At 65.7% G+C, this 24,868-nt stretch carries 22 protein-coding genes; 8 read left to right on the plus strand and 14 right to left on the minus strand.

Annotated features, from left to right (window positions below):
• Positions 1 to 203: 203 nt before the first annotated feature.
• The gene (locus FB461_RS03745) at positions 204 to 1,463 is read right to left on the minus strand and encodes an MFS transporter (protein WP_142119090.1); all 1,260 of its coding nucleotides are present in this window, start codon (positions 1,461 to 1,463) and stop codon (positions 204 to 206) included.
• A gap of 256 nt (positions 1,464 to 1,719) precedes the next feature.
• Here FB461_RS03745 and FB461_RS03750 point away from each other — a divergent pair, with 256 nt between their 5' ends.
• Positions 1,720 to 2,664, plus strand: coding sequence for an NYN domain-containing protein (locus FB461_RS03750; RefSeq protein ID WP_142119092.1), 945 nt, complete (start codon positions 1,720 to 1,722; stop codon positions 2,662 to 2,664).
• A gap of 282 nt (positions 2,665 to 2,946) precedes the next feature.
• Here the strand turns inward: FB461_RS03750 and glnA are convergent, their stop codons facing one another.
• Entirely contained in the window at positions 2,947 to 4,371 is a 1,425-nt protein-coding gene (gene glnA, locus FB461_RS03755) for a type I glutamate--ammonia ligase (protein WP_142119094.1), read from the minus strand.
• A 166-nt stretch (positions 4,372 to 4,537) separates the two neighbouring features.
• On the opposite strand from glnA, the gene FB461_RS03760 reads away from it, so the two are divergent.
• Complete coding sequence (locus FB461_RS03760; RefSeq protein ID WP_246045996.1) at positions 4,538 to 5,011, plus strand: RDD family protein; 474 nt, start codon at positions 4,538 to 4,540, stop codon at positions 5,009 to 5,011.
• A 100-nt stretch (positions 5,012 to 5,111) separates the two neighbouring features.
• Here FB461_RS03760 and FB461_RS03765 read toward each other — a convergent pair whose 3' ends face one another.
• The 7 genes from FB461_RS03765 to FB461_RS11960 all read right to left on the minus strand — a co-directional run bounded on the left by FB461_RS03765 (position 5,112) and on the right by FB461_RS11960 (position 11,114).
• Positions 5,112 to 5,804, minus strand: coding sequence for a DUF4191 domain-containing protein (locus tag FB461_RS03765; protein WP_142119098.1), 693 nt, complete (start codon positions 5,802 to 5,804; stop codon positions 5,112 to 5,114).
• Positions 5,805 to 5,815: 11 nt separating this feature from the next.
• Positions 5,816 to 6,814, minus strand: a complete 999-nt coding sequence (lipA, locus tag FB461_RS03770; protein ID WP_211349861.1) for a lipoyl synthase — start codon at positions 6,812 to 6,814, stop codon at positions 5,816 to 5,818.
• A 111-nt stretch (positions 6,815 to 6,925) separates the two neighbouring features.
• Positions 6,926 to 7,600 carry a lipoyl(octanoyl) transferase LipB gene (lipB, locus tag FB461_RS03775; protein WP_142119102.1) on the minus strand — a complete coding sequence of 225 codons (675 nt, stop codon included), beginning with the start codon at positions 7,598 to 7,600 and terminating at the stop codon, positions 6,926 to 6,928.
• A gap of 16 nt (positions 7,601 to 7,616) precedes the next feature.
• Positions 7,617 to 8,564, minus strand: a complete 948-nt coding sequence (locus FB461_RS03780; RefSeq protein WP_142119104.1) for an ADP-ribosylglycohydrolase family protein — start codon at positions 8,562 to 8,564, stop codon at positions 7,617 to 7,619.
• Positions 8,565 to 8,616: 52 nt separating this feature from the next.
• A complete protein-coding gene (locus FB461_RS03785) occupies positions 8,617 to 9,513 on the minus strand; it encodes a TIGR01777 family oxidoreductase (RefSeq protein WP_142119106.1) in 897 nt (298 codons plus the stop codon).
• 125 nt (positions 9,514 to 9,638) lie between these two features.
• Entirely contained in the window at positions 9,639 to 10,919 is a 1,281-nt protein-coding gene (locus tag FB461_RS03790; RefSeq protein WP_142119108.1) for a CDP-glycerol glycerophosphotransferase family protein, read from the minus strand.
• Between the two features lie 45 nt (positions 10,920 to 10,964).
• Positions 10,965 to 11,114 (minus strand): hypothetical protein, encoded by a 150-nt coding sequence (locus FB461_RS11960; RefSeq protein ID WP_170222599.1) that lies wholly within the window; start codon positions 11,112 to 11,114, stop codon positions 10,965 to 10,967.
• Between the two features lie 1,063 nt (positions 11,115 to 12,177).
• On the opposite strand from FB461_RS11960, the gene FB461_RS03795 reads away from it, so the two are divergent.
• Complete coding sequence (locus tag FB461_RS03795) at positions 12,178 to 13,311, plus strand: CDP-glycerol glycerophosphotransferase family protein (protein ID WP_246046104.1); 1,134 nt, start codon at positions 12,178 to 12,180, stop codon at positions 13,309 to 13,311.
• A gap of 296 nt (positions 13,312 to 13,607) precedes the next feature.
• Here the strand turns inward: FB461_RS03795 and sucB are convergent, their stop codons facing one another.
• From sucB to FB461_RS03810, 3 genes are all read right to left on the minus strand, one after another.
• Complete coding sequence (gene sucB / locus FB461_RS03800; RefSeq protein WP_142119112.1) at positions 13,608 to 15,392, minus strand: 2-oxoglutarate dehydrogenase, E2 component, dihydrolipoamide succinyltransferase; 1,785 nt, start codon at positions 15,390 to 15,392, stop codon at positions 13,608 to 13,610.
• Between the two features lie 24 nt (positions 15,393 to 15,416).
• Positions 15,417 to 16,799: a dihydrolipoyl dehydrogenase gene (gene lpdA, locus FB461_RS03805; RefSeq protein ID WP_142119114.1), complete on the minus strand. Its 1,383-nt coding sequence runs from the start codon at positions 16,797 to 16,799 to the stop codon at positions 15,417 to 15,419.
• A gap of 161 nt (positions 16,800 to 16,960) precedes the next feature.
• Positions 16,961 to 18,439, minus strand: coding sequence for a leucyl aminopeptidase (locus FB461_RS03810; protein WP_342776106.1), 1,479 nt, complete (start codon positions 18,437 to 18,439; stop codon positions 16,961 to 16,963).
• 65 nt (positions 18,440 to 18,504) lie between these two features.
• Here FB461_RS03810 and FB461_RS03815 point away from each other — a divergent pair, with 65 nt between their 5' ends.
• From FB461_RS03815 to FB461_RS03825, 3 genes are read left to right on the plus strand one after another with little or no spacing between them, the layout of a single operon-like run.
• Positions 18,505 to 18,867, plus strand: coding sequence for a hypothetical protein (locus FB461_RS03815; protein ID WP_142119116.1), 363 nt, complete (start codon positions 18,505 to 18,507; stop codon positions 18,865 to 18,867).
• Positions 18,864 to 19,307, plus strand: coding sequence for a hypothetical protein (locus FB461_RS03820; protein WP_246045997.1), 444 nt, complete (start codon positions 18,864 to 18,866; stop codon positions 19,305 to 19,307). The genes FB461_RS03815 and FB461_RS03820 overlap by 4 nt, the downstream gene beginning before the upstream one ends.
• 24 nt (positions 19,308 to 19,331) lie before the next feature.
• Positions 19,332 to 20,420: a quinone-dependent dihydroorotate dehydrogenase gene (locus FB461_RS03825; RefSeq protein WP_142119117.1), complete on the plus strand. Its 1,089-nt coding sequence runs from the start codon at positions 19,332 to 19,334 to the stop codon at positions 20,418 to 20,420.
• Positions 20,421 to 20,516: 96 nt separating this feature from the next.
• Here FB461_RS03825 and FB461_RS03830 read toward each other — a convergent pair whose 3' ends face one another.
• Entirely contained in the window at positions 20,517 to 21,098 is a 582-nt protein-coding gene (locus FB461_RS03830; protein WP_142119119.1) for a DUF3043 domain-containing protein, read from the minus strand.
• Positions 21,099 to 21,153: 55 nt separating this feature from the next.
• On the opposite strand from FB461_RS03830, the gene FB461_RS03835 reads away from it, so the two are divergent.
• Positions 21,154 to 22,509 carry a dipeptidase gene (locus FB461_RS03835; RefSeq protein ID WP_142119121.1) on the plus strand — a complete coding sequence of 452 codons (1,356 nt, stop codon included), beginning with the start codon at positions 21,154 to 21,156 and terminating at the stop codon, positions 22,507 to 22,509.
• Between the two features lie 169 nt (positions 22,510 to 22,678).
• Here the strand turns inward: FB461_RS03835 and nadA are convergent, their stop codons facing one another.
• Positions 22,679 to 23,986, minus strand: a complete 1,308-nt coding sequence (gene nadA, locus FB461_RS03840) for a quinolinate synthase NadA (RefSeq protein ID WP_425466902.1) — start codon at positions 23,984 to 23,986, stop codon at positions 22,679 to 22,681.
• 204 nt (positions 23,987 to 24,190) lie between these two features.
• Here nadA and FB461_RS03845 point away from each other — a divergent pair, with 204 nt between their 5' ends.
• Positions 24,191 to 24,850, plus strand: coding sequence for a hypothetical protein (locus FB461_RS03845; RefSeq protein ID WP_142119123.1), 660 nt, complete (start codon positions 24,191 to 24,193; stop codon positions 24,848 to 24,850).
• The last annotated feature ends 18 nt before the right edge of the window (positions 24,851 to 24,868 follow it).

Here is a 24,868-nt window from a genome sequence, read left to right on the forward strand (position 1 = left end):
GGACGAGTCCTCCGTCGCATCCGGCACGGTGACGCCCGGGGTGCCCCGATCGTTGTCGGTGGGCGCCTGCCGCCCCGCAGGTTACGGCCGGAGGCTCCGCGCATGTCTCCGGCGGAAGCCTCCGCGCATGTCCGCAGCGGAAGGGCCCGCGCATCTTCGCAACGGGGCGCCGCAATCTGGCCAGCGAGGCGCCGGATCGGTCGCTACGAGCGCTCTGGGTCAGGACCATCCGATTTCGCGGACTGCTTGAGCGGCTTGACTGCCGGAGAGAGAACGAGCGTCGCGCCGATCGCGAGCACGACGGCGAGCAGCATGTGCCGCGGCCCGACCGCCTGGGCGAGCGCGCCGAAGGCTGGCGGCGCCGCAATCTCGGCCGCCGAACCGCACGAACTGGCGACTGCGAGCCGGGATGCGGCGCCCGCGGGATCGTCCGCCGCCGCGGCGATCGCGAGTGGACCGCTCAGCGCCGCGCCGATTCCCCACAGCACGATGCCGGTCCACATCGCGGGTCCGAGGGGAGAGAGCACGAATAGGCTCAGCCCTGTTGCGCCGATGACGCCGGTGACGATGACCGTTCGCGGCCGGCCCAGACTGCCGATGACGACAGGACCGAGGAACCTGCCAATGGTCATGGCGGCGGTGAAGACGCTCAGCGCCAGCGCCCCGGTTGCCTCGCTCGCGCTGAACCCGCTCACGATCGCGATGGCCAGCCAGGCGTTCGCAGTGCCCTCGGACAGGGAACCGAAGAAGACGAGGGCACCGATCTTGATGGTGCGAGGTTCCCGCCACGCTCGCAGCGACGTGCGGAGCATGGCGAGCGGACCCCCCGCTCCCCGCTGTGCGCCACCGGCGGCTCCGCTAGCCGCTTTGTCGAACATCGCTGGGGCGAGTAAGAACATCACGATGCCGGCGGCTAAGCCGACCGAGGCGACTTGCGCGGCCGCCGCCACCTCCAGGCGCGCCGACAGGGAGCCGATGCCGGCTCCGAGGACTGCCCCAATGGAGTACAGCGCGTGGAATTGGGAGAGGTTCTCGCGTCCTACTCGTCGGCCTATGTCCGAGGCGGCGAGGTTCATGGGGACGTTCGTCGAGGCTCCCGCGAATCCGCAGGCTGCGAGTGCAAGCAGGAGCAGTACGCCATTGGTCGTCAGCAACGCCGCGCAGAGTAGCAGCATGGCGAGGATGTAGACGACCGCGGCCGCGCGTGCGGATCGCGGCCCGCCTAGCCGTGCGACGACGCCACCTACGATGAACAGTGCGATTAGTCCGCCCAGCGAGATGACGAGCAGATACGCGCCGAACTGCGAGTCGCTCAGCTCGAATTCCCGCTTGATCGCGGGCAGTCGCGACAGCCAGGATGCACTGGAGACACCGAAGACGGTGAACTGTGCGAACGCCGCGACGCTGATGCGCGCGGAACTGGGGGTAGGGAGTGCGCTGTGGGCGCGTTGAACAGGATGCAAGGGCGTGTTCCGTGGGGTAGTTCTGGTGCGATCGTCCCTCGATCTAAACCGATTTGAATTGCACTACCTCGGACACTATCACCGCGTGGTGGGACACGGTTCCGGCCGGTGCGGGAATGCCGTGCATCCTCTGCGTCGTCGCGGCTTGTGCACTGTGGTTGCCCGAGTTTCGCCGCCGGTGCGACGCCGCAGTTTTGTGGCGCGCCACGCGCTGGCGGCTCTTCGTCGGGCGATCCCTTCATGGGTAAGATCGCGTATGCGATCAAACTGCGCCCTATATATCGATGTCGGTTACCTGTTGGCGTCCGCCGCCGTGCGCGTGACGGGAACGTCCCTGCGCGCGGGCATTCAGGTGGAGTTCCCGAAGCTGATAGACGATCTGGTTCGGCAGGCCGAGGAACTGTCGGGATTGCCTGTGCTTCGCGTGCACTGGTACGACGCCGCGAAGAACGCCGTCCCGGATTGGGGGCAGGGGCTGATCGGTGAACTTCCCAAGGTGAAACTGCGACTCGGGCGCATCGGATTGGACGGCCAGCAAAAGGGCGTCGATCTGCGTATCGGCCTGGATTTGGTCACCCACGCGCGCAACCATGTCGCTGATATCTTCTACGTCGTCTCGGGCGACGACGACCTCACCGAGGCCGTGGAGGAGGCGCAGGTCCAGGGCGTGCAGGTCGTGATACTCGCCGTGCCGAATGCGAGCGGCGTTCCCCATGCGGTCAGTCGGCACCTGCTACGTGCGGCGGACCAATTGGAGGTCGTGGACGAGACCGCCATAGATCGGAACGTCTCGCGTAAGGCGGTCACGCCACGCCCGGTGGACAAGCCGGGGCCCAAGAGTGCCGTCCCCTCACCCGCTGAGATCGCGGCGCGGGTTCAGCAGGTGGCGCCGCCGCCCACATCCGTGCTCGCCTACAGTTCCTCGACCGGATCGAAGTCCGTGCCGTCGAGCGCGTATATCGAGGTGGAGGGCGCCAGCGATCAGATCGACGCCGTCGCCAAAAAGGTCGCCGATTCTGTTCGGCGAAGTGCCACCGATTCCGACCTTCGTGACATCATCGCCGGCCGCCCGGCCATCCCGTCCGATGTCGACCGTGCGCTACTGCTCGACCTGAGCGACACCCTCGAGGTTTACGATCTGGAGGATCCGCTCCGATTCAAGCTTCGAGAGCGGTTCTGGGCCTACCTGGCGGACGGCTAAGGACGAGCGCTTCGCGGCGTTCCGCCGAAAGAGCAGGGCGTGGAACCGGCCTCGTGGCCGGTCCCACGCCCTGCTTCTTTCTCGATCCCGGCTAATCGCCCAACACGTTGAAGCTGGAGACGTGGGGAAGTTGATCCAGTAGCGCCGTGCGCGTGCGGGAGCGGGGGCGTCTCCGAAAGAATACGCGCGCCGCCAATTGGAAATTCTGTTTCGCACAATGACAAACCGGCCCCCGCTCCGTGTTTCCACGGGCGGGGGCCGGTCCACTATGCGACGTAAGGCTTACACGTCGTAGTAGAGCTCGAACTCGTGCGGGTGCGGACGCAGACGCAGCGCGTCGATCTCCTTTTCGCGCTTGATGTCGATCCAGGTCTGGATCAGGTCCTCGGTGAACACGCCACCCTCGGTGAGGAACTCGTGGTCCTTCTCGAGGTTGTTGATGACGGCCTCGAGCGAGCCCGGAACCTGAGCGATCTGTGCGTGCTCCTCGGGGGGAAGCTCGTACAGGTCCTTGTCGATCGGGTCGGCCGGCTCGATGCGGTTCTTGATTCCGTCGAGGCCTGCGAGCAGCTGAGCCGCGAACGCGAGGTACGGGTTGGCCGACGGGTCCGGAACGCGGAACTCGACGCGCTTGGCCTTGGCCGAGGTACCGGTCACGGGGATGCGGATGCAGGCGGAGCGGTTGCGTGCCGAGTAAACGAGGTTCACCGGAGCCTCGTAGCCCGGAACCAGGCGGTGGTACGAGTTCACCGACGGGTTCGTGAAGGCCAGCAGCGAGGGCGCGTGCTTAAGCAGGCCACCGATGTACCAGCGGGCGAGGTCGGACAAGCCGCCGTAGCCGGACTCGTCGTAGAACAGGGGCTCGCCGTTCTTCCACAGCGACTGGTGGGTGTGCATACCCGAACCGTTGTCACCGAAGATCGGCTTCGGCATGAACGTGGCCGACTTGCCGTGCTCCCAAGCGACGTTCTTGATGACGTACTTGAACTTCTGCAGGTCGTCACCGGCCGCCGTCAGGGTGTTGAAGCGGTAGTTGATCTCCTGCTGACCGGCGGTGCCGACCTCGTGGTGCGCGCGCTCAAGGGTGAGGCCCACGTCCTGGAGGGAGGCGACCATGTCGTCGCGGATGTCCGCGAAGTGGTCGGTGGGGGAGACCGGGAAGTAGCCACCCTTGAAGCGAGGCTTGTAACCGAGGTTTCCGCCCGGCTCCTCAGCGCCCGTGTTCCAAGCACCTTCGACGGAGTCGATCGAGTAGAACGACTCGTGAGCCGACGTCGAGAAGCGAACGTCGTCGAACAGGTAGAACTCAGCCTCGGGAGCGAAGAAGGCGGTGTCGGCGATGCCGGTCGACTTCAGGTACGCCTCAGCCTTAAGGGCTACGTTGCGGGGGTCACGCGAGTAGGGCTCATCCGTGAACGGGTCAACGATCGAGAAGTTGACGATCAGCGTCTTGTGGCGACGGAACGGATCGACGTAGGCGGTCGTGACGTCCGGGATCAGCTTCATGTCGGACTCGTTGATCGCCTGGAAACCGCGGATGGATGAACCATCGAACGCGAGACCAGCTGTGAACGCCATGTCGGCGAATTCCTCAGCCGGGACGTTGAAGTGCTGTTGAATGCCGGGCAGGTCGGTGAAACGGACGTCTACGAACTCGACGCCCTGTTCCCGCGTAAAGGCGATGGCCTCTTCCGCAGTCTTGAACATCCGTGTACTCCTTGGGTTGAGGAATAGGGGTAGGTTGTGCGAACAGTGTCAAACGTAGTTGCCGCTAGTTTCGCCCGCGTGCACCGAATGTTTCCGGCATGTTACGGACGCCGCCTGGATGTTGCGTCTAAGTGTCCCCGGAGTCGAGGCGGCTAGTGTTGTAGCCGTGAAACGTAAGGATCTTCAGGGCTGGCTCTATGGCGCTCCAGAATCGGGGCAGGAACACCGGGAAGCGGTGAATTCGTTGAACCTGCCCGCGGCTGGGCCGGGTTCCCGCGCGCGGCTCGGCCGTCGCGTGATCGCACTCTTCATCGACTGGTGGGCATCGTGGCTCATCGCCTATCTGATCTTCGGCGATTCCCCCTTCGGCGCACTCGGAGTGTTCGCGGTGGAGAACCTCGTCCTCACCGCGACCGTCGGCGCGACGTTCGGCCAGCGACTGTGCTCCATGACCCTGGTGCGGCTGGTGGACCTTGGTGCCGCCTCCGCGGGCACCCCGCGTCGCCCGGGGATCGGATTCGTTCCCGCGCTCGTGCGGACCGTGCTGCTCTGCCTCGTGATACCCGCGGTCGTCTGGGATGCCGATGGGCGCGGCCTGCACGATAAGGCGGCAGGCACCGTGCTGCTGCGCCGCCGCTGAGCGCCGCAACGGACAGTCCAGTCAGCGCACCGCGGAGGAACGATAGACGAAGGCGGCATTCCCATTAAGGGGACGCCGCCTTCGTCCATTCGAATGCCGTTCAGCGCATGTCGCGCCGACTGATCCGTGCTCGCATGGGGTCAACACCCTTGGGCACGGGAAGTTTTGCCCCGCCGAGCGCCGAGAGGCGCCGCTCGACCTCGGCGGCCTCATTGCGCGTGAGCTTCGGCTTGAGCTTGCGAACGGTGTTCGCGAGCTTCGCAATCGGGACCTGGCCGTCGCGGTTTCCCACCTCGATAACGGTAATGGGCACGTCCTTGGCGGCGCGGCTGAGTCGCCGCTTTTCCTCGGCCACGAGTTTCTGGATACGGCCGGACCTAGCCTCGCCGATCAGCACGATGCCGGGACGACCCACACCGCGGAAGAGTAGGTCCTGCGTCTTCGGGTCGACGGCCACGGGCTCCTCGCCGAAGTACCAGCCGCGCTTGAGCGGCTGCAGCACCGCGCGGGACGCGCCGATCTGGTCTTCGATCTCCGCATACTGCGCCTTGGAGAAGCGGCGCGTGAGCAGCAGCAGCGCCAGGATCAGCGAGATGGGGAACGCCAGGAACCCCCAGAACCAGGGGTTGTGTAGCAGGAAGCCGACGCCGACGCCGATGCCCGTCACGGCCACGACGGTGACTGGCACCAGCCACCCTACGACCTTGTCGCGGGACTTGGTGAAGGTGTACGCCTGCCACAGCAGTTTGTACCAGGGCGTCTTCTTGGGAGTTGCTTCGCTGTTCTTGGCCACGTCGAATCACTTTAGTCGAGAAGCGCGGCCGCAGGAGAATCCACCAGCAGCGAGCGGGCTTCCTGGCGGGCCACGATGGGCTGCGCCAAGTGCGCGAGCTGCGGCGGGATCGCCTCGCCGCGCTTGGTCATGGCCTGTCCCCAGAGTCGCCCGGCGCGGTAGGACGAGCGGACGAGCGGCCCCGACATCACGCCGAGGAACCCGAGGCGCTCCGCCTCGTCGGACAGTTCGACGAACTCCTCGGGCTTCACCCAACGCTCGACCGGGTGGTGGCGGCTGGACGGACGCAGGTATTGCGTGATCGTGATCAGGTCGCAGCCCGCATTGTGCAGATCCGCCAGCGTTTCCTTGGCCTCCTCCAGGGTCTCGCCCATGCCGAGGATGATGTTCGACTTAGTGACAAGCCCCGCGGCGCGCGCCTGCGTGATCACGTCGAGCGAACGCTCGTAGCGGAAGCCCGGACGAATGCGCTTGAAGATGCGGGGGACCGTCTCCAGGTTGTGCGCCAGCACCTCGGGGCGCGAGCTGAATACCTCGCGCAGCAGTTCCGGAATGGCGTTGAAGTCGGGAATCAGCAGTTCCACGCCGGTGCCGGGGTTCATGGCGTGGATCTGTCGGACCGTTTCGGCGTACAGCCACGCACCCCCGTCGGCCAGGTCGTCGCGCGCGACGCCCGTCACGGTTGAGTACCGCAGCCCCAGTTCGACGACCGACTGCGCGACGCGGCGCGGCTCGTCCTTATCGAAGTCGGCGGGCTTGCCCGTGTCGATCTGGCAGAAGTCGCAGCGACGCGTGCACTGGGAGCCGCCGATGAGGAAGGTCGCCTCGCGGTCTTCCCAGCACTCGAAGATGTTGGGGCAGCCGGCCTCCTCGCACACGGTGTGCAGGTTGCCGGTGCGCACGAGCGATTTCATATCCGAGTATTCGGGGCCCATCGTGGCCTTCGTCTTGATCCACGACGGTTTGCGCTCGATGGGCACCTGCGCGTTGCGCACCTCGACGCGGAGCATCTTGCGACCGTTCGGGGCAACGTCACCCGAGTCTTCACGCTGGGGGCCGGAGCCACATTGCGGAGCCATGCCGATTAGCCTACGCGACCTGGGAGATCAAAGCGGGACAAATCAGGATGCGGACTGTGTGACATGGGTTACTCCCGGCTGGACGATGGGCGCGAGTTGGGTGGCCAGGTGCTTCTGGGCGAGCGGCAGGGCATCGGTCACGGTGAAGGGGCGCCGTAGTTCCCTCGTCAGCGTGGTCACGCCGGCGTCGTCTATGCCGCACGGCACGATGCGGCCGTAGTCAGCCAGGTTCGCGTCGCAGTTCAGAGCGATGCCGTGCATCGTCGTGCCACGGGCAACGCGCACGCCGATGGCGCACACCTTGCGGTCGCGCATCAGCGGGTTCGCGGCGAACCACACGCCCGAGCGGTCTTCGACGCGGATCGTGTGTGCGCCGAGTTCGGAGCACAGGTCGATGACGGCCTGCTCCAGCGCGCGCACGTACTTGACCACATCGATCGGTTCCGCGAGCCGCACGATCGGGTAGGCGACGAGTTGGCCCGGCCCGTGCCAGGTGATCCGGCCGCCGCGATCGACGTCGATGACGCGAGCGCCGTCGGTGGGCCGATCCGACCGGTTGGTCCGCTTGCCGGCGGTGAAGACGGCATCATGCTCGACGAACAGAACCGTATTGTCCCGACGCCCGGCGGCGACGTCGGCGTGCACGTCGCGCTGCAACTGCCAGATCTCCTCGTAGTCGCGCGTGCGGCTGCCGACGTCGAGCGAAACGAACTCCATGCCCTTCAGGCTAGGTCTAATCGCCCGCGATAGCGAAACCGCCGGCCCGCGTGTAGATCGCGAGCGCCAGGTCCTCGATCAGCTCGGTGGCATAGACGCGTTCGACCCAGTCCTGGCGAATGCCGGATTGTCCGTACAGGGCGCCGGCCAGTTGGCCGTATACGGCACCGACGGTGTCGGCATCGTCCGCTAGGTTGACCACGAGCAGTATGCCGCTCTGGAAGTCGTCGGTCTGATCGAGCGCCCACAGGGCCGCCTCGAGCGTGTCGACGACGTAGCCGGAGGACGAGATCTCCGCGCGCGATTTCGTGCGGTAGCTCCCCGCCAGCACGGCCGAGATGGCTGGCGATTCGATCCGATTGGCCAGCTGCTGCGCCGCCTGGAGCACGTCTTCCTTGTCCTTTGTGCCCGCGGCCGTCGCAATCAGGTACCCGAACGCGAAGCAGGCGTCGACGCATTCGTGCGCGGGATGCGTGGTTCGCGACGAATCGGCCGACAGGCGTGCGGCCAGTTCCACATCCGTGGCGAACGCGAGCGGAATAGGGGCGAGCCGCATGAGGGAGCCGTTTCCCGCGCTCCGGTCGTCGACGTGGGAGCGGTACGGTTCTCCCGTGGCGAGGAACTCGTCCAGCCCGACCGCGGTCTGATGCCCGATGTCGAAACAACGCCCCGTGGAGCTCATGAAGCCGTGATCGCGCCACTTGACGAAGCGGTCCAGTTGATCCACCGGGTCGTACGCACCGGTCTCGGCAAGGCTCGAGGCGACACACAGCGCGAGCGAGGTGTCGTCGGTCCACTGACCGGGCTCCAACTGGAAGGGGCCGCCGCCGATCAGGTCGGTGACCTCCGGAACGGTGTCGCGGGACGAGAACTCGATCGTGGTCCCAAGGGCATCGCCGATGGCCAAACCGAGGAGGCTGCCCACCGTCGCGTCGCGGCGTGCCCGGGCGGACGGCGTTGTCATGGAGTGAATATTACCGGTGCCCGGCGCCCCTGCATGAGGAATCCGGCGAATTTCACTGGACGAGTTTCGCCGCGTCCTCGATCGTCGCGTCGCGGTAGGGCAGGCCGCGCTCGAGCAGCACGCCCGGATGCACGTTCTGGCTGGCCAGGAGCTCGCCCGCGAAGCCACCCACCCCCAGTCGCAGGGCGAATTCAGGCACGCTCAACTTGGCCGGGCGGTGGAGTGCGGCTGCGTACGCCCGGACGAGTTCGCCGTTGCTCACCGGGTTCGGTGCGGTGAGGTTCACGGGACCATCGTGTGGGTCGTCGACGAGCGAGGCGAGCGCGCGGACCTCGTCGCGCAGCGTGATCCAGGACCACATCTGCTCCCCAGCGCCGAACGGGCCACCTGCGCCGAGTCGGATGAGCGGAAGCAACTTGGCGAGCGCGCCACCGTCGGGCGTGAGCACGAGTCCGGTACGCGCGAACGCGACGGGCACGGCCTGCTCCCGCGCCGGGGCGGTGGCTGCCTCCCATCTGGTGACGAGTTCGGGAATGAACCCGTCACCCGCGGTGGAACCCTCGTCCAGGATCTCGCCTGGCCGATCGCCGTAGTAGCCGATGGCCGAGCCCTGAACGAGCGTGCGGATGTGCCCGCCATCGGCGTTGTGCCGGGCGATCGCCGACGCGAGCGTGCGGGTTGGCCCGGTTCGCGACGTGAGTAGTTCCACCTTGCGGGCACGCGTCCAGCGGCGATCACCGATCCCCGCACCAGCGAGATTCACCACGGCATCCACGTCCTGGAGCGCTTCCGTGGGCAGCCATGCGTGCGAGGGATCCCACTGGCGTTCGCTCACGAAGCCGCGTGGCGATCTGGTGAGGATGATCGCGCGGTCCCCGCGGCCACGCAGGTGATGGGCAAGCGCGGTTCCGATGAGGCCGGAGCCACCAGCGATCAGGACAGTCGTCATTCACAACAGAATAGGGGAGATCCAGGACGAATGAGTCCCGAACCTGAGAATGTGCGCTTGGGTTGGGGACCGGTGGACGAACCGAGCGGCTCGCCTCCGCCGACGGGCTTCGCCCTCCGCTACGGCTATACGGGTTCGCCGCCCGGCCCGTCCACCGGCTCGTCGCGGAGCGGTTTCCGCTGCCGCGCAGATAGGTCGGCTAGAGCGCGCTCGACGACACGGTCGGCGCTCTTGCCGTCGTTGTGATCCTGCCAGAGCCCGACAAGTTCCACGGAATGACTGGACGGCAGCGTGTCAAAGGCGTCAGCGACTTGCGCTAGCACCTGGCGCCAGGACCGCGCCACCGGGCGTCCGGCGAACTCTTCGAGGGAGGTGTAGGCGCCACGTGACGCAAGGTACTCGGCGGCGTCCGGTGCGAGGAAGTGGATTGGGCGGCCGGTGATGGCGAAGTCGTAGGCGATGGAGGAGAAGTCCGTGATCAGCGCATCGAACGCAGCAAGCACCGCAGTCGGATCGCCTAGCACGGAGGATGCGAGCAGTTTCACCCGCGACGCTGCAGCGGGGGGCGTATACGCACTCACCGATAACGGATGAGGACGCAGCACGAGCCACGCGTCGTTATCCGTGCACCAGCGCTCCAGATCTTCCCACTGATCCTCGCTTGGCACGGCTGGATCGGGTTTGCCGTCGCGCCACGTGGGTGCGAACAGGACGAGCCTGCGTGGCAATTCCGTTACGTCCAGGGCGGCTGCCAATACGTCGCGGGCGGCGGCGGAGCGCTCGTCCTCGCTGCCCTGCCACAGCGCATCGGTCCGGGGCTCACCGAGGGCTGCCACGCGACCGGCCGGGATGCCGAAGGCGCCGCGCAGGAGGATGGCGGCGCGCTCTCCCGCGGCGGGCAGGAGGGAGATGCGGTTGGTGGAACGGCGGTAGAGCCAGCGCATCATTCGCTGGCGCACGCCGGGGCTGGCATCACCGAACGACTGCGCCGTGTCCAGGTGAATCTTCTTGAACGGGATGCCGTGCCACAACTGAATGAAATAGGCGCCGGTGATCGTGTAACGATCCACATCCGCCACCCCGTGCGTTGCCACGGCCACGCCAGCCCGGGCGGTTCGCCACATGGCTCGGCGGGAGCCGCGCACCTCGGAGGGAACACCTGCATCGAGTGCGGCGGAACGCTCGTCCTCATCACGCGCGATCCACGTCACGTCGCCGATACCGCGTCGCTGCGCTGCACGCAGGGTGGCGAGCGCGCCATCGCCGAAGCCGTAATCCGAGCCGAACACCCAGCGGTTCTTGTCGCGCGGTATGACCCACGTGACAAGGCGGCCTGCGGCAATGAGCGGGATCGACATGAGCCGGCTGCGCCAGGGGACGATGCCACCGCTCGCTTGTCTAGCCACGAGGCAACGCTATCAAGCGTCGAGCGGCAGCGTTCCAGCTCACGCCTAGTAGAAGACGTCTTCGGGCCCGAGCTGCTGCACGATCGGCACATCCACGCCGAACTCGATTTGCAACCGGCCGGTGCCGTAAGGGCGCAGCGTGCAGCCGTTTTTCCTGACCCGGGGTCCGCTATACGCGGGGTACCGCTTAGCCACCTCAATGACGGTCGATCGCGCTTGGCGAAGCTTCTGCGTGCGCTTTTTTGACAGTGACGAGCCTCTGCATGATTTTCTACTGGTCTCAAGAGAGGGCAGAACGCCAGCAAATTGTTGCGTTGCGGAGATAGGTGCAATGAATGCTTTCACTTTGCTGGCACTGGCGACTTCAGGAAAGGAAACAATTGAGGAGAGCAACATAAAGGCAAAAAGAAGTGCCGAGGTTTTCCTCGTTGGCAGACACGAGCCTGATAATCAATGTGCGAAACTTCAGCGGTCGGCCTCATCGAAACCACTATTCCACTACCGCGAACATTTTGTGCATTGGTGTCACGAGGCCGAGCGTGGAGCATTTTCGCGTGGCCAAACTTGGGGCCCCCTTGCAAGGGACGACGTACACGCTGGATTTGTAACTTGCCACGTATAGGCCCACCGGAAAGCGACATTGCCATCGATGGTGACAACTGGTGATCCGCTGTCACCGTTGCCGCCGATGGGGTTACCTCCGTTGGCAAGGACGTGGTAGTACTTCTTGTTAGCCTGTGCGACACCGAGATGGTTTGGGACTGCCAAGGCGGTGATTTTGCCCGCTTGTGATCCACTGAATCTGCCGCTCACGGAAATGTTCGTACCGACGGGAAATCGAACCACTCACCTGAATAGTTTCCTTGTGCTCGTGCGACATCCAGGATGGCGATGGCTTCGGTCAGGCGTGAGTGATATGTGCCCGTGTCCCCGGAGTAGTAATTAGTTGTACTTTTATCCTGTTCCGATACAGCGCTGACCGCCGCCGGAGCGGTCACACAGAACGCTAGAATCAGCGATGCCGTAAGGAATCTGACTGAGTGCATGCGTTTGAATTCTTTTCATCTAAGATCGCGGTCGTCTCAGGGGGTGACTGGATACAGTTGACAGTACTACTCCAGACACCGACGTCAATGGGTGAGGCCGATAGAATAGACACGTGTCTCGAGCCTCCCTCCGTTCCGGCGTGCGCGCTGTTCTGTCCCGTTCGGGCAGAGTCCGGATCGCGGTGCGCCGGGCGCGTTCGTTGGGGCAATTGATGCGGCTACGGCTCGCGGGACTCGGGCACAGGCCCGCACATCGCATAGTGTTCGATTCTTTCTCCGGCCGCCGTCCGGCGGGATCGCCGCTGGCCATCCATGAGGCAATCCGACTCGATCCGCGCTTCGCCGGCTGGGACCTGGTCTGGGTTTCACGCTCGCCCGCACAGGGCACGGTTAGATTCCGTTCCTGGGCTTACTATCGCGCACTCGCCACGGCGCGAGTTTGGGTAATGAACACCACTACACCCATCGGAGTGCGCCCGCGCAAGGGCCAGGCATACCTCCAGACCTGGCACGGCACCCCGCTAAAACGGATCGGCCTGGACGTGGTCGCCGGTACTGAGATAGCGATGAGCGGCAAGGCCGAGATCGACGAGCTCTACCGCGCCGAGGGCGCCAAAGCGACATGGCTGTTGAGCCAGTGCGAGTTCACGACGCAGCGGTTCACGGATGCTTTCGGCCTCGCCGACCGGGCCTCCTCGCCGATCGCGGAGGTGGGCAATCCGCGCAACGATGCGCTGGTGCTTGCTGGCCCGGACGAGGTCTCCGCCGCTCGTTCGTCGCTGGGTATCGCGGCCGGGCAGCGCGCCGTGCTTTACGCGCCCACCTGGCGCGACAACAGCTACGACAACAAGCGCGGTTACACGTTCGCGCCTCCCTTCGAGCTTTCGGAGCTTCGCCGCGCGCTGGGCGAGGATACGGTCCTGCTATACCGCTCGCACTATCTGGCCTCGTCCATCGTGGACGATTCCGATGCCGGCGTCATCGATGTGTCGCAGGTGCCGGACATCAATACCCTCCTACTCGCCTCGGACGTGCTGGTAACCGACTATTCGAGCAGTTTCTTCGACTACTCCCTCCTGGACCGTCCCATGGTGTTCTTCACCTACGACGCACCGGAGTACCTCGAGCGGTTGCGCGGGCTATATCTGTCCTTGGACGAGTTGCCCGGCCCTGTCGTGGAGACGTTCGATTCGCTGGTCGGCGCGCTGCGCGGCCAGGATACTTTTGCTTCGAAGCGAGCCGAGTTCAGGCAGCGGTTCGCGACCTGGGACGACGGCAAGGCGACAGGACGTGTGCTCGATCTGCTGGCTCAGCGCCTGGACGGGGACTCGCCCGCGGCACGCTAGACATGTCGCGATACGCGCCTGGTCGAACTGGGCGCCGCTGAGCGAAACGCGGCTGGCGCGCTTCTCGGGTAATTGGTAGCGGGCCGCGGAACGTCCTTCATGGACGCAGAAGTGCACCAATGCGGCGCACTCGTGGGGGAGTGAGTGGCGAATGCTCATTGCGCGGCGGTGCCCTGCCCAATGCCGCGAACACAATGAAGATCGCAACGGCGAAGGGGGCGTGGTCCGACCTTTCGGTCTGGCCACGCCCCCTTCGCGCAGGTGTTACGTGCGACTGCTCGGGTCGCCGGGACGGCCTACAGTCCGAGGTCGCCCTCGAACGCTGCCTCCTCGATGCGGTTCTTCAGCGCAGTCAGGTAGCGAGCAGCATCCGCACCATCCACCAGGCGGTGGTCGTAGGAGAGTGACAGGTAGGTGAACTGGCGGATCGCGATGACATCCTCGCCGTCTGCGCCCTTCACGACGGCCGGCCGCTTGACGATGGTGCCGGTGCCGAGGATCGCAGAGGTTCCAACGGGAACGATCGGCGTGTCGAACAGTGCGCCACCCGAACCGGTGTTCGTGATGGTGAACGTGGCACCCGAAAGCTCGTCGGGAGTCACCTTGTTGTTGCGCGTGCGCGCAGCGAGGTCGCCGATCGCCGAGGCGATCTCCGCGAGTGACTTGTCACCCGCCTCGTGCACGACGGGGACGAGCAGGCCACGCTCTGTATCGACCGCGATACCGATGTTCTCCGAGCCGGGATACGTGATCGTGCCGTCCGCGAGTACGCCGTTGATCTTCGGGTACGCCTTCAGCGCCTCCGTGGCAGCGAGCACGTAGAACGGCAGGAACGTGAGGTTCGCGCTGTGCTTCGCCTTGAAGGCGTCCTTGTTGGCGGCCCGCAGCTTGAAGAGCTTCGTGACGTCCACCTCGACGACCGTCGTCAACTGCGCCTGCGACTGCAGCGCCTCGACCATGCGCTCGGCGATGATCTTGCGAAGTCGCGAGGCCTTCTCGGTGGTTCCGCGCAGCGGGGACACCGGCAGAATCGTCGTCGGCGCGCCCCCGGTTGCGGCGGGTGCAGACGTGCCGGTTGCGGTTGCAGGCGCCGCCGTGGCCGCAGCGAGGACGTCCTCACGACGGATGCGACCGCCAACGCCCGTGCCGTTGACCTTGGACAGGTCAACGCCCTTGCTCGCGGCAAGCTTGCGGACTACCGGAGTGACGTAACCGCTGTTCCCGCCGCTGCTCGGGATCGGTGCCAGCGTGGCAGGTGCAGGTGCAGGTGCAGGTGCAGGTGCAGGTGCAGGAGTCGGCGCCGCGGCTGGTGCAGGTGCCGGAGTCGCGGCTGGTGCGGGTGTCGGAGCCGGGGCTGCGGCTGGTGCGGGCGCCGGTGCCGGCGTGGGCGCGGCCGCCGGAGCGGGCGCAGGCGCGGGGGCTGCCGCGGGCTGCCCAGAACCGATGATCGCGAGGACGGCTCCGACGGGAACCTCGTCGTCTTCCTGGACGAGGATCTGCTGCACGACGCCCGCCACGGGGGAGGGCACCTCGGTGTCGACCTTGTCGGTCGAGATCTCCAGCAGCGGCTCGTCGACCTCGACGGTGTCGCCGACGCTCTTGAGCCAGCGGGTGACGGTTCCCTCGGTGACCGATTCGCCAAGGGCCGGAAGTTTGACCTCTTCGCCATCCCCAGCGGGTGCCGCCGGAGCGGGACTGGCCTCGGCAGGCGGCGCAGCGGGTGCCGGGGTCGGTGCGGCAACGGGTGCCTGCTCGGCAACGGGCGCCTGCTCAGCAACGGGCGCCTGCTCAGCCGGTGGCGCGGCATCGGCCGTGGGCTCGGCCGGAGCCGCACCGCTGCCACTACCATCGCCGATCACGGCGAGCACCGCGCCCACGGGCACATCGTCGTCCTCCTGGACCAGGATCTGCTCGATCACACCGGCAACCGGTGACGGGATCTCGGTGTCGACCTTGTCGGTCGAGATCTCCAGCAATGGTTCGTCGACCTCGACGGTGTCGCCGACGTTCTTGAGCCAGCGGGTGACGGTTCCCTCGGTGACCGACTCGCCCAAAGCTGGCAGCTCTACGTTGTGGGACATGTTCTATCTCCTTAAGCCGTCAGCTCAGTTGTGGGCGTGAAGGGGCTTGCCGGCCAATGCCAGGAAAGCTTCGCCGAGCGCTTCGTTTTGAGTGGGGTGGGCGTGGACAAGCGGAGCGACGTCCTCAGGGAACGCCTCCCAGCTCACGATGAGCTGGCTCTCGCCGATCAGTTCGCCGACGCGGGCACCAATCATGTGAACTCCAACGACCGGGCCGTTCGACGCCCGCACGAGTTTGATGAATCCCTGCGTTCCAAGGATCTGGCTCTTGCCATTGCCGCCGAGGTTGTACTCGATGGTGTCGACGTCGCCGTACAGTTCCTTGGCCTTCGCCTCGGTCAGGCCGACGGATGCGACCTCCGGGTTCGAGTAGGTGACGCGCGGGATGTTGGCTTCAACGATGGGCGCGGGGCCGAGTCCGGCAATCTGTTCGGCCACGTAGATCCCCTGCTGGAAGCCGCGGTGAGCAAGTTGCAGGCCCGGGACGATGTCACCGACCGCCCAGATGTTCCCTACGCCCGTGCGAAGGGTCTCGTCGACGATGACGAACCCGCGATCGATCGTGATGCCCTGCGCCTCGTACCCAAGATCCTGCGTGCGCGGCCCGCGGCCCACAGCGACCAGCAGCAGGTCGGCGGTGAATACCTTCCCGGATTCGAGGGTGACGGTCACGCCCGAATCGTTCTGCACGACCGTCGAGAAGCGGTCGCCAAGGTTGAACTTGATGCCCCGCTTGCGGTAGGCGCGTTCAAGGGCTTTAGAGAGCGACTCGTCCTCGTTCGGGACCAGATGGGGAAGGCCCTCGATGATCGTGACGTCCGCGCCGAACGACTTCCAGACCGAGGCGAACTCGACGCCGATGACGCCGCCGCCGAGGATGATCGCCGAACTCGGAACGTAGTCGAGCCCCAGCGCTGCCTCGGACGTAATGACGCGGCCGCCGATCTCGAGCCCTGGGAGGGTGCGCGAGTACGATCCTGTGGCAAGGATGATGTGGTCCCCGGTGTAGGTCGTGCCGTCCACCTCGATGGTGTTCTGGCCGGTGAGGCGCCCCCAGCCGTTAATTACCGTGACTTGGCGGGACGAGACTAGGCCCTGAAGTCCCTTGTAGAGGCGGGAGATGACGCCGTCCTTGTAGGCGTTGACCTTCGGCGCGTCGATTCCGTTCAACTGCGCGAGGACACCGATGGACTCGGCTTCGCGCGCCTCATCGGCTACCTCCGCCGCGTGCAGCAGCGCCTTGGTCGGGATACACCCGTAGTGCAGGCAGGTCCCGCCCAGCTTGTCGCCTTCGATCAGGGCGACTGACTTGCCGAGCTGAGCCGCGCGTAGCGCGGCCGCATAGCCGCCGCTCCCGCCGCCCAGAATGACGATGTCGAACTTAGTGGTGGCATGTGCGTCGGCCACTTACAACTCCTTCGGTGCGGTTCATCCCGGGGGTCTTACACCCATGAGGACACTTTACGACCAAACTAAAGACCCAGGTCGCGCGAAGCGAGCAAAACCCGCAAACTGCGACCAAGGCCACATTACTTCGTTTTACCCGCCCGCATCGACCTCGCACGTCGCTAGGACGCCCGCGTCTCGAGGAACGTGAGCAGTGTGCTCAGCCCGAATCCGGTTCCGCCCGTAGGAGCAATCCCATGCGGGGCGCGCTCGTTGTACGCGGGGCCGGCGACATCGAGATGCGCCCAGGGCGTCGAACCGACGAACTCCTTGAGGAACAGGCCTGCCACGAGCATCCCCCCGAAGCGGTCACCCATGTTCGCGATGTCGGCGACAGGCGACTTCAGGGATGGCCGCAGGTGCGCCGGTAACGGCATGGGCCACAGATCCTCGCCAGCGGCATCCCCAGCGGCAATCACCTCGGAGCGGACATCCTCCGATCCCATCACAGCACCGATTTCGGGTCCCAATGCCACCAATTGCGCCCCCGTGAGAGTCGCGATGTCGAGCAGGACGTCCGGCTTCTCCTCGCGTGCCGCGCTCAGCCCGTCGGCGAGGACGAGTCGCCCTTCGGCGTCGGTGTTGAGAACCTCCACCGTCGTACCGCCATGAATCGTGATGACGTCGGAGGGTCGCGTCGCGCTGCCGGACGGCATGTTCTCGGCGAGGCAGAGCCAGCCGGTGACAGCGATCGGCAGGCTCAGTTCCGCCGCAGCGATGACGGTCGCGAGGACGGTCGCTGCGCCAGCCATGTCCGACTTCATTGTTTCCATCGACTTCGCAGGCTTGATCGAAAGGCCGCCGGAATCGAAGGTGATTCCCTTACCCACGAGCGCGACATGACCCTTGGCCTTAGACGGCTTGTAGGCGACCTTCACCAGATGTGGGGGATTGATCGAGCCCTGGCCGACGGCGACGTGCCCGCCGAATCCACCGGCCTTGAGGGCCTCAAGATCGAGCGATGTCGTCTTGACCCGAGGCAGCTTCGCCGCCTTGATCGCGTACGCCGCGAATTCTGCTGGCGTGAGGTCGTTGGGCGCGGTGTTCACCAGATCGCGGGCCCGCCAGGTGTTCGTCGCGAGAATGCGAACGCGCTGAGATGCCGCTGAGGCCGACTTCAGCAGCCGGGCGGGAACGAGTACGGCGATGGAGTCGATTGCGGGCCGGGTGTCCGTCCGGTACCGGTCAAAGCGATACGCGCCCAGCAGCGCGCCGAGAGCGGCCGCGCTCGCCTGCTCCGCGGTTTCAATGCCCAGCGCCAGGACGAGCCGCGCGCCAGTCCCGTCGACCTCGCGGGCCACGTTCGCTGCGGCATCGCGAAACTCGTCCGCAGAAGCCTCGGGGCAGATGCCGCCGACCAGCGCCACAGTGGCCGGGGCGGCCCCGGTTGCGGTGACGCGAACCGAGCCAGCGCTCTCGGATGCACCCAGCGCGGTGAGGTCCAGCGCTGCGAGGGTCTCGGCCAGAGGGCCGGCCACCGCAGCATCGCCGTCCTTCGCCGGACGAGCCACGGGCACCGCGACTATCACGGGCACCTTACCCGCCTTGTCGCTCACCTTGTCAACGAACTCGAATGCCGGTAGCGGCGCATGCGCAATCACCCCTCGATGCTATCGCTTCGCGGCTATGCCCCGGGCGGGTGGACGTGTCGCATAGTCTTTTGTGCGTGATGACGACGCTGATGTGGCTGTGCCTAGCCCCGCTTGCCGCCCTGACGGGCTGGGCCGTGTACTTCGCGGTGAAGCATCGCGCCGTCATCCTGCGACAACTCTGGCTCGGCGCCGCCATCGAGGGACTGCTCATCGTCCAACTCGTCACCGGCCTGGTGCTGTATGCACAAGGGAGCGCCTCTGAGGATGTCGCCGTCTGGCTCAGTTACGCGATCGTCGGACTCCTCCTGCTGCCTGGCGGAGCCGTCATGGCGTTCGTGGAGCGAACGCGCTTCAGCTCGATCGTGATGGCGATTCTCGGCGCCAGCCTTATGGTGATGCAGTGGCGAATGACTCAGGAATGGCAGGTGATCTGGTGACACGGCCCCAGGGCGGCAGCGGGCACGGACCCGGCCGCATCCTCGTCACGATCTACGCGATCCTCGCGCTCGCCGCCATGACGCGCGGCATAGTCGCGATTCTCCGGCACGGCTCCGATGCTCCGCTCGCCTACGCGCTGAGCATCGCCGCGGGCGTGATCTATCTGATCGCGGCGATCGCGATGACACTCGACGGCCGCTGGCGCCCCGTGGCGTGGGCGAGCATCGGCATCGAGATGATCGGTGTGCTGGTGATCGGAACCTGGAGCCTCCTCGATGAGGTCACGTTCAAGGACGCCACAGTATGGTCGGCCTACGGACGCGGTTACGGCTGCATACCGCTGCTCCTGCCAGCGGCCGGCCTGTGGTGGCTGTGGCGAACAAGACCGCGCGAATCGGCGACAATAGAAGAGGGCTCGCGGGACGAGCGGGTCAAGTAATACCTAGTGAACCGAGGTGTGCCGATGTTCTATCGCGCCGTTTTCTCGCTGATTTTCAAGCGAATGGACCCGGAGAAGGCCCACGAGTTCGCCTTCCGTGCCATTGAACTCTACGGGCACGTTCCGGTGATCCGGCGCCTCGGTGCTGGGCTCATCGCGCCCTACCGTCCCTCGGCGGGGGTCAAAGTCTTCGGGCGGACCGTCGTGGCGCCGTTCGGGTTGGCCGCCGGCTTCGACAAGAATGCTCGCGCGGCCGTGGGCCTCGCCCACATCGGCTTCGGCTTCGTCGAGGTCGGAACCGTCACGGCGCTCGCCCAGCCCGGGAACGAGCCGCCGCGCCTCTTTCGGGAGATCCCGATTCGTTCGCTACGCAATCGCATGGGCTTCAACAATGATGGCGCGCAAGTCGTGGCGCGCCGCCTGGATCGCCTGCGCCGAACCAAGGCCGGCCGAGAGGTCGTGCTCGGCGTCAACATCGGCAAGTCGAAGGTGACTCTCGCGCAGGACGCTGGGATGGACTACGCAACCTCGGCCTCGCTGCTGGCACCCTACGCTGACTACCTGGTGATCAACGTCTCCTCGCCGAACACGCCGGGACTGCGTGATCTGCAGGCGGTGGATTCGCTTCGTCCCATCCTGGAGGCGACGCGCCATGCTGCCAATATCTCCACTGCGCGCGCCGGTCGTCCGGACGTGCCGATCCTGGTGAAGATCGCCCCCGACCTATCGGATGGGGATGTGGACGCGGTTGCCGACCTCGTCGCCGAGTTGGGTCTGGCTGGAGTAGTGGCCGTCAACACGACCATCAACCACGACCTCGGCCCGGGTGGCCTCTCCGGCCCGCCCGAACTGCCGCGCGGCCTCTCCGTGGTGCGCCGCGTGCGGGCACGCCTGGGGGAGGGATTCGTGATAATCGGTTGCGGCGGCATCACCACCGCCGGCGACGCGCAGGCATACCTCGACGCCGGGGCGACCCTGGTCCAGGGCTACACCGGCTTCATCTACGAGGGGCCGCTGTGGGCCTCGCGCGTCAACCTTCCGCTCGTGCGCGGGACCGCAGTCGCCACGACCGACCCGCGGACTGACTACGGGCTCGGCTCGTTCGACTCGTAAACCGAAGCCGATCCATAAGCAAAGGGCGGTTGCCTCTGAACCCAGAGGCAACCGCCCTTGCCGCAGCCTTCAACTACCGGCCGCGATGATCGGAGGCTACTCGGGGTAGTTGCCGTGCTTGTCGAAGCGCGGGCGCGGCATGCGCCAGCGACGGAACTGCAATGCGCGGCTTGCCGCGTACAGGCCCAGTGACCGCTCGCCAGCGAGCGTCTGCTCGCTGAACTTGGCCTTGATGCGCTTCTTGAGTTGAACCCACATGAGGATGGTGTCGCCGATCGCGAGGATTCCATAGACGTACACCAGGCCCATGGCAATGAGCGCGACCAGCGTCATCTTGGCGGTCACAACGGAGACGATCAGCAGCACGATGGCCGTCACCAGAAAGTACTCGCCGAGATTCCAGCGCGCATCCACATAGTCCCGGATGTACGCCTTGACTGGTCCCCGCTCGCGCAGAGGGAAGTTCGAGATGTCCCCGGACTTCATGGCCGCGTACTCGCGGTTGCGTTCAATGCGTTCCTTGTCGCGGGCAGCCTTGGTGGCGCTCTTGCGATCGCCCGCGACTAGCGGGCGGCGGTTGGCCGCCTGCGCGTCCTTGCGGCTCGGCGTGGGGCGGCCTTTGCGGGCGCTCGCGTCGGTGGATTCGGGCGCGTCGGTTTCCTCGGGTTCTCTTGGCACTAGGACATTCTATCGGCATTCGCGGGCAGTGAAGCGATACGGTAGTCCCGTGACCATGAGCCTTGAAAATGTGAGAGAAGCGGTAGCCGGGCGGTTCCCGGAGCTCGTCGATGAACTGATGGAACTGGTTCGTATTCCGTCGGTTTCCGCGCCCTCGTTCGCGCAATCCCACCTCGATGACAGTGCCGAGCGCGTGGCCGCGCTGCTACGCGGAGCCGGGCTCGACGACGCCCGGGTTGTGCGGACGGCCGCGAGCCGTCCCGCCGTGATCGGCCACCGCCAGGTCGACACCGATGCCCCCACTGTGCTGCTGTACGCGCATCATGACGTTCAGCCGCCTGGCGATGACGCGCATTGGGAGGGGCAGCCGTTCGAGCCCACGCGCATCGGCGACCGGCTGTTCGGGCGTGGCGCTGCCGATGACAAGGCGGGCATCGTCGCCCACGTCGGCGCGCTCAGGGCTCTCGGCGACGACCTCCCTGTGAACGTCACGGTGTTCGTGGAGGGTGAGGAGGAGATCGGCTCGCCCGCGATCGCGGAGTTCTTGGACGAGTTCTCCGCCGAACTCGGCGCGGACGTCATCGTGATCGCTGACTCGGCGAACTGGGCCGTGGGGGTACCGGCACTGACTACGTCGCTGCGCGGACTCGTGTCGCTCGACGTCAACGTGCGCGTCCTTAAGCATGCCGTGCATTCGGGCATGTATGGCGGCCCGGTACTCGATGCTCTCGTGGTCCTGTCGCGGCTGATCGCTACCCTGCACGACGACGATGGTTCCATTGCCGTCGCTGGCCTGACGTCCGCCGGCGACCCCGCCGTGGACATGGACGAGGCCTCACTGCGCGCCGATGCGGGCATCGTCGACTCGCTGCGCCTGGCGGGCAAGGGTCCCGTTACCGCGCGGCTGTGGACCCGGCCAGCCATCTCGGTGATCGGCATCGACGCTCCTTCGGTGGCGCAGTCCTCGAACACCCTCGTTCCCTCGGCCACGGCCCGAATCTCGGTGCGCATCGCTCCGGGCCAGGATCCGGATTCGGCTGAGGCTGCGTTGCGTGCCCACCTGGCGGCGCAGGTGCCCTTCGGTGCGGAACTCACAGTGGCGCGCTCCGAGAACTCGGGCAGGCCGTTCCAGGTGTCCGTTGACGCTCCGGGGATGGCGCAGGCTCGTGCGGCATTCGCGGCGGCCTGGGGCCGCGAACCGGTCGACGTGGGAATCGGCGGATCCATTCCGCTCGTTGCGGACTTTCACGAGCTGTTCCCGGAGGCGACGATTCTGGTGACCGGCGTCGAGGATCCGGACTCGCGCGCCCACGGGGCCAACGAGTCAGTGCATCTGGGAGAGCTGGAGCGCGTAGTCGTCGCGGAGGCGCTGCTGCTGTCAGAACTCGGCGCGACCTGGACGGAGCGCTGACGCACGCCCTTCGCAGCGCCGACGCGGGCCCAAACTGCCCGGAGGCGTGTCATCGTTTGCCGCGCCTGCATTCGCATGCGCCGGTTTCGTGGCGCGCAAATGAACGAGCATCCCGCATGCGATGAATCCCGGCGAGCCTGTCGAGATGATCCCGAGTACGGGACTGGGTCTACAACCCGGGCAACGCGAGCATCTGATCGAGGGCCGACCTGGCCCAGCGGGCATCGTCCTCGTCCACAGTGATCTGATTGGGCACCTCGCCGGCGAGGATCTGCTCCATCGCCCAGGTCAGGTGCGGCAGATCGATGCGGTTCATGGTCGAGCAGAAGCAGACCGTTGAGTCCAGGTAGTGAACGTTCTTGTCGGGGTGCTCCTGCGCGAGGCGGCGCACGAGATTGAGTTCCGTGCCTATCGCCCAATCACTGCCCGGTTCCGCCGCCTCCAATGCCTTGATGATGTACTCGGTCGATCCGACCATGTCGGAGGCTGCAATGACCTCGTGCTTGCACTCGGGGTGGGAGATAACGGTCACGCCGGGAATCTTGGCGCGGATCTCCTCGACGTTGCGCAGCGAGAACCGGCCATGCACCGAGCAGTGGCCGCGCCACAGGATCATGCGCGCGTTCTTCAGTTCCTCCGGCGTCAGCCCGCCGTTCGGCCGGTACGGGTTGTAAACGACGCATTCGTCGAGTGAGATACCTAGGCGCAGTGCTGCGGTGTTGCGGCCGAGGTGCTGGTCGGGCAGGAAGAGGACCTTTCCGCGGCCCTCAACGCCGCCCACCTGGTCGAAGGCCCACCGCAGTGCAACCTCGGCGTTCGACGAGGTGCAGACCGTCCCACCATGCCGCCCCGTGAACGCCTTGATGGCGGCGGTGGAGTTCATATAGGTGACGGGAATCGTGTCCTCGGCGATACCCGCGGCGATGAGGTCGTCCCAGGCGGCCTCCACCTGCTCGATGTTGGCCATATCGGCCATCGAGCAGCCGGCGGCCAGGTCCGGCAGGATCACCTTCTGGAAATCGGAGGTGAGGATGTCGGCGCTCTCCGCCATGAAGTGCACGCCGCAGAAAAGGATGAACTCCGCCTCAGGGCGAGCGGCCGCCTCGCGCGCCAACTTGAAGGAGTCACCGGTCACGTCGGCAAGGGCGATGACCTCGTCACGCTGGTAGTGGTGGCCCAGAATGAAGGCGCGTTCACCGAGCGCGGCGCGCGCCGCGCGGGCACGCTCCACGATGTCTCTTGGGGAGGTGCGCGGGAGCGCGCCATCACATTCGACACCGCGTTCGGACGCGAGATCGATGCCCTTGCCCATCAGCAACAGCGAAGCGGGACTCGGCTTCGGTTCCGAGAAGAGGTCCGATGCCGTGTCGCTTGCGAGAAAGGGCGCATTCAACAGATCGCTCACGCTCCGATTCTCCCATACCGGCGCGAGCATACGGCGGACGAGTCCCGGCACACGACTGTTGACGGAGCCCATTGGCCCGTACGCGTGCAGTGAGGAGGGCGCCGGGGCCGTGGGAATCGCCGCGAAGCGGACAAAACAACCCCTGGAATTCGCGTCGGTGAGTCGGAATCGCCCGTGCACTTGACGAGGATGCCCGGGGCAATCAGACTTGCTTGCGACATTAATGCTCAGGCATCGAATTCTGAGTTCAAACTCGATTGGGAGAGTGGTACACACATGAAGCGCTCGAAGTTGTTCATCACGTCGATCGCCTTGGCGTTCACCATGGTTCTGGCAGGTGGCGCGATCGTGACCGCGCAGGCCGCCGGTAAGGCAATCATCTGCGTAAAGAAGAGTTCACGTCAGGTGTATCTGGCGAAGAACGGCAAGTGCAAGAAGGGCACGACGAAGACGGCGATCACGGGCGCCACAGGCCCGCGCGGCGCGACGGGCGCTCGCGGTCCCCAGGGGCCGGGGACGTCGCAAGTCATTGCGGTGCTGTCCGCGGGAGGTAAGCAGAGCTTCGCCGTCGGAGCAAACGTGGTGTTCTACGGCTGCAACGCTGGTGGCGTTCCGTGGGTCGCCATCCGTAACTCCAACACCGCCCTTCCGGTTCGCGTCAACGGCGTGACGAACGTGACGCAACGATCCGGCAGCGAGACTGTGGCCGAATCGGCTGCAGTGGGCTCAACGGCGGCAACGGTCAGCGTCATCTCGGCAAATGCATCGAGCTACTACATCGGTGGCGCGGGCGCAGGCCTCTACCTCGAGGCGCACATCTCTACTATCGATGCCAACTTCAAGGTGAACGATATCCGCGAGATCAGCCTTTCCTCCCAGCCGGTGAACAACCCCGGTTCGCTGCAGTGCAGCTTCGCGGGGCAGATCACGGCCTGACGGCTTCGCCGGGTGGCA

The organism is Rarobacter faecitabidus (assembly GCF_006716265.1).
GTDB classification, from domain to species: Bacteria; Actinomycetota; Actinomycetes; order Actinomycetales; family Cellulomonadaceae; genus Rarobacter; species Rarobacter faecitabidus.

Coding starts and splice junctions, on each gene's coding strand:
- FB461_RS03845 (WP_142119123.1), top strand. CDS start 24,191: ATGAAGCGCTCGAAGTTGTTCATCACGTCGATCGCCTTGGCGTTCACC.
- lipA (WP_211349861.1), bottom strand. CDS start 6,814: ATGCTCCGCGTCGAGGTGCGCAACGCGCAGGTGCCCATCGAGCGCAAA.
- FB461_RS03795 (WP_246046104.1), top strand. CDS start 12,178: ATGCGGCTACGGCTCGCGGGACTCGGGCACAGGCCCGCACATCGCATA.
- FB461_RS03750 (WP_142119092.1), top strand. CDS start 1,720: ATGCGATCAAACTGCGCCCTATATATCGATGTCGGTTACCTGTTGGCG.
- glnA (WP_142119094.1), bottom strand. CDS start 4,371: ATGTTCAAGACTGCGGAAGAGGCCATCGCCTTTACGCGGGAACAGGGC.
- FB461_RS03780 (WP_142119104.1), bottom strand. CDS start 8,564: ATGACAACGCCGTCCGCCCGGGCACGCCGCGACGCGACGGTGGGCAGC.
- FB461_RS03825 (WP_142119117.1), top strand. CDS start 19,332: ATGTTCTATCGCGCCGTTTTCTCGCTGATTTTCAAGCGAATGGACCCG.
- FB461_RS03835 (WP_142119121.1), top strand. CDS start 21,154: ATGAGCCTTGAAAATGTGAGAGAAGCGGTAGCCGGGCGGTTCCCGGAG.
- nadA (WP_425466902.1), bottom strand. CDS start 23,986: ATGGGCTCCGTCAACAGTCGTGTGCCGGGACTCGTCCGCCGTATGCTC.
- FB461_RS03785 (WP_142119106.1), bottom strand. CDS start 9,513: ATGACGACTGTCCTGATCGCTGGTGGCTCCGGCCTCATCGGAACCGCG.
- lipB (WP_142119102.1), bottom strand. CDS start 7,600: ATGGAGTTCGTTTCGCTCGACGTCGGCAGCCGCACGCGCGACTACGAG.
- sucB (WP_142119112.1), bottom strand. CDS start 15,392: ATGTCCCACAACGTAGAGCTGCCAGCTTTGGGCGAGTCGGTCACCGAG.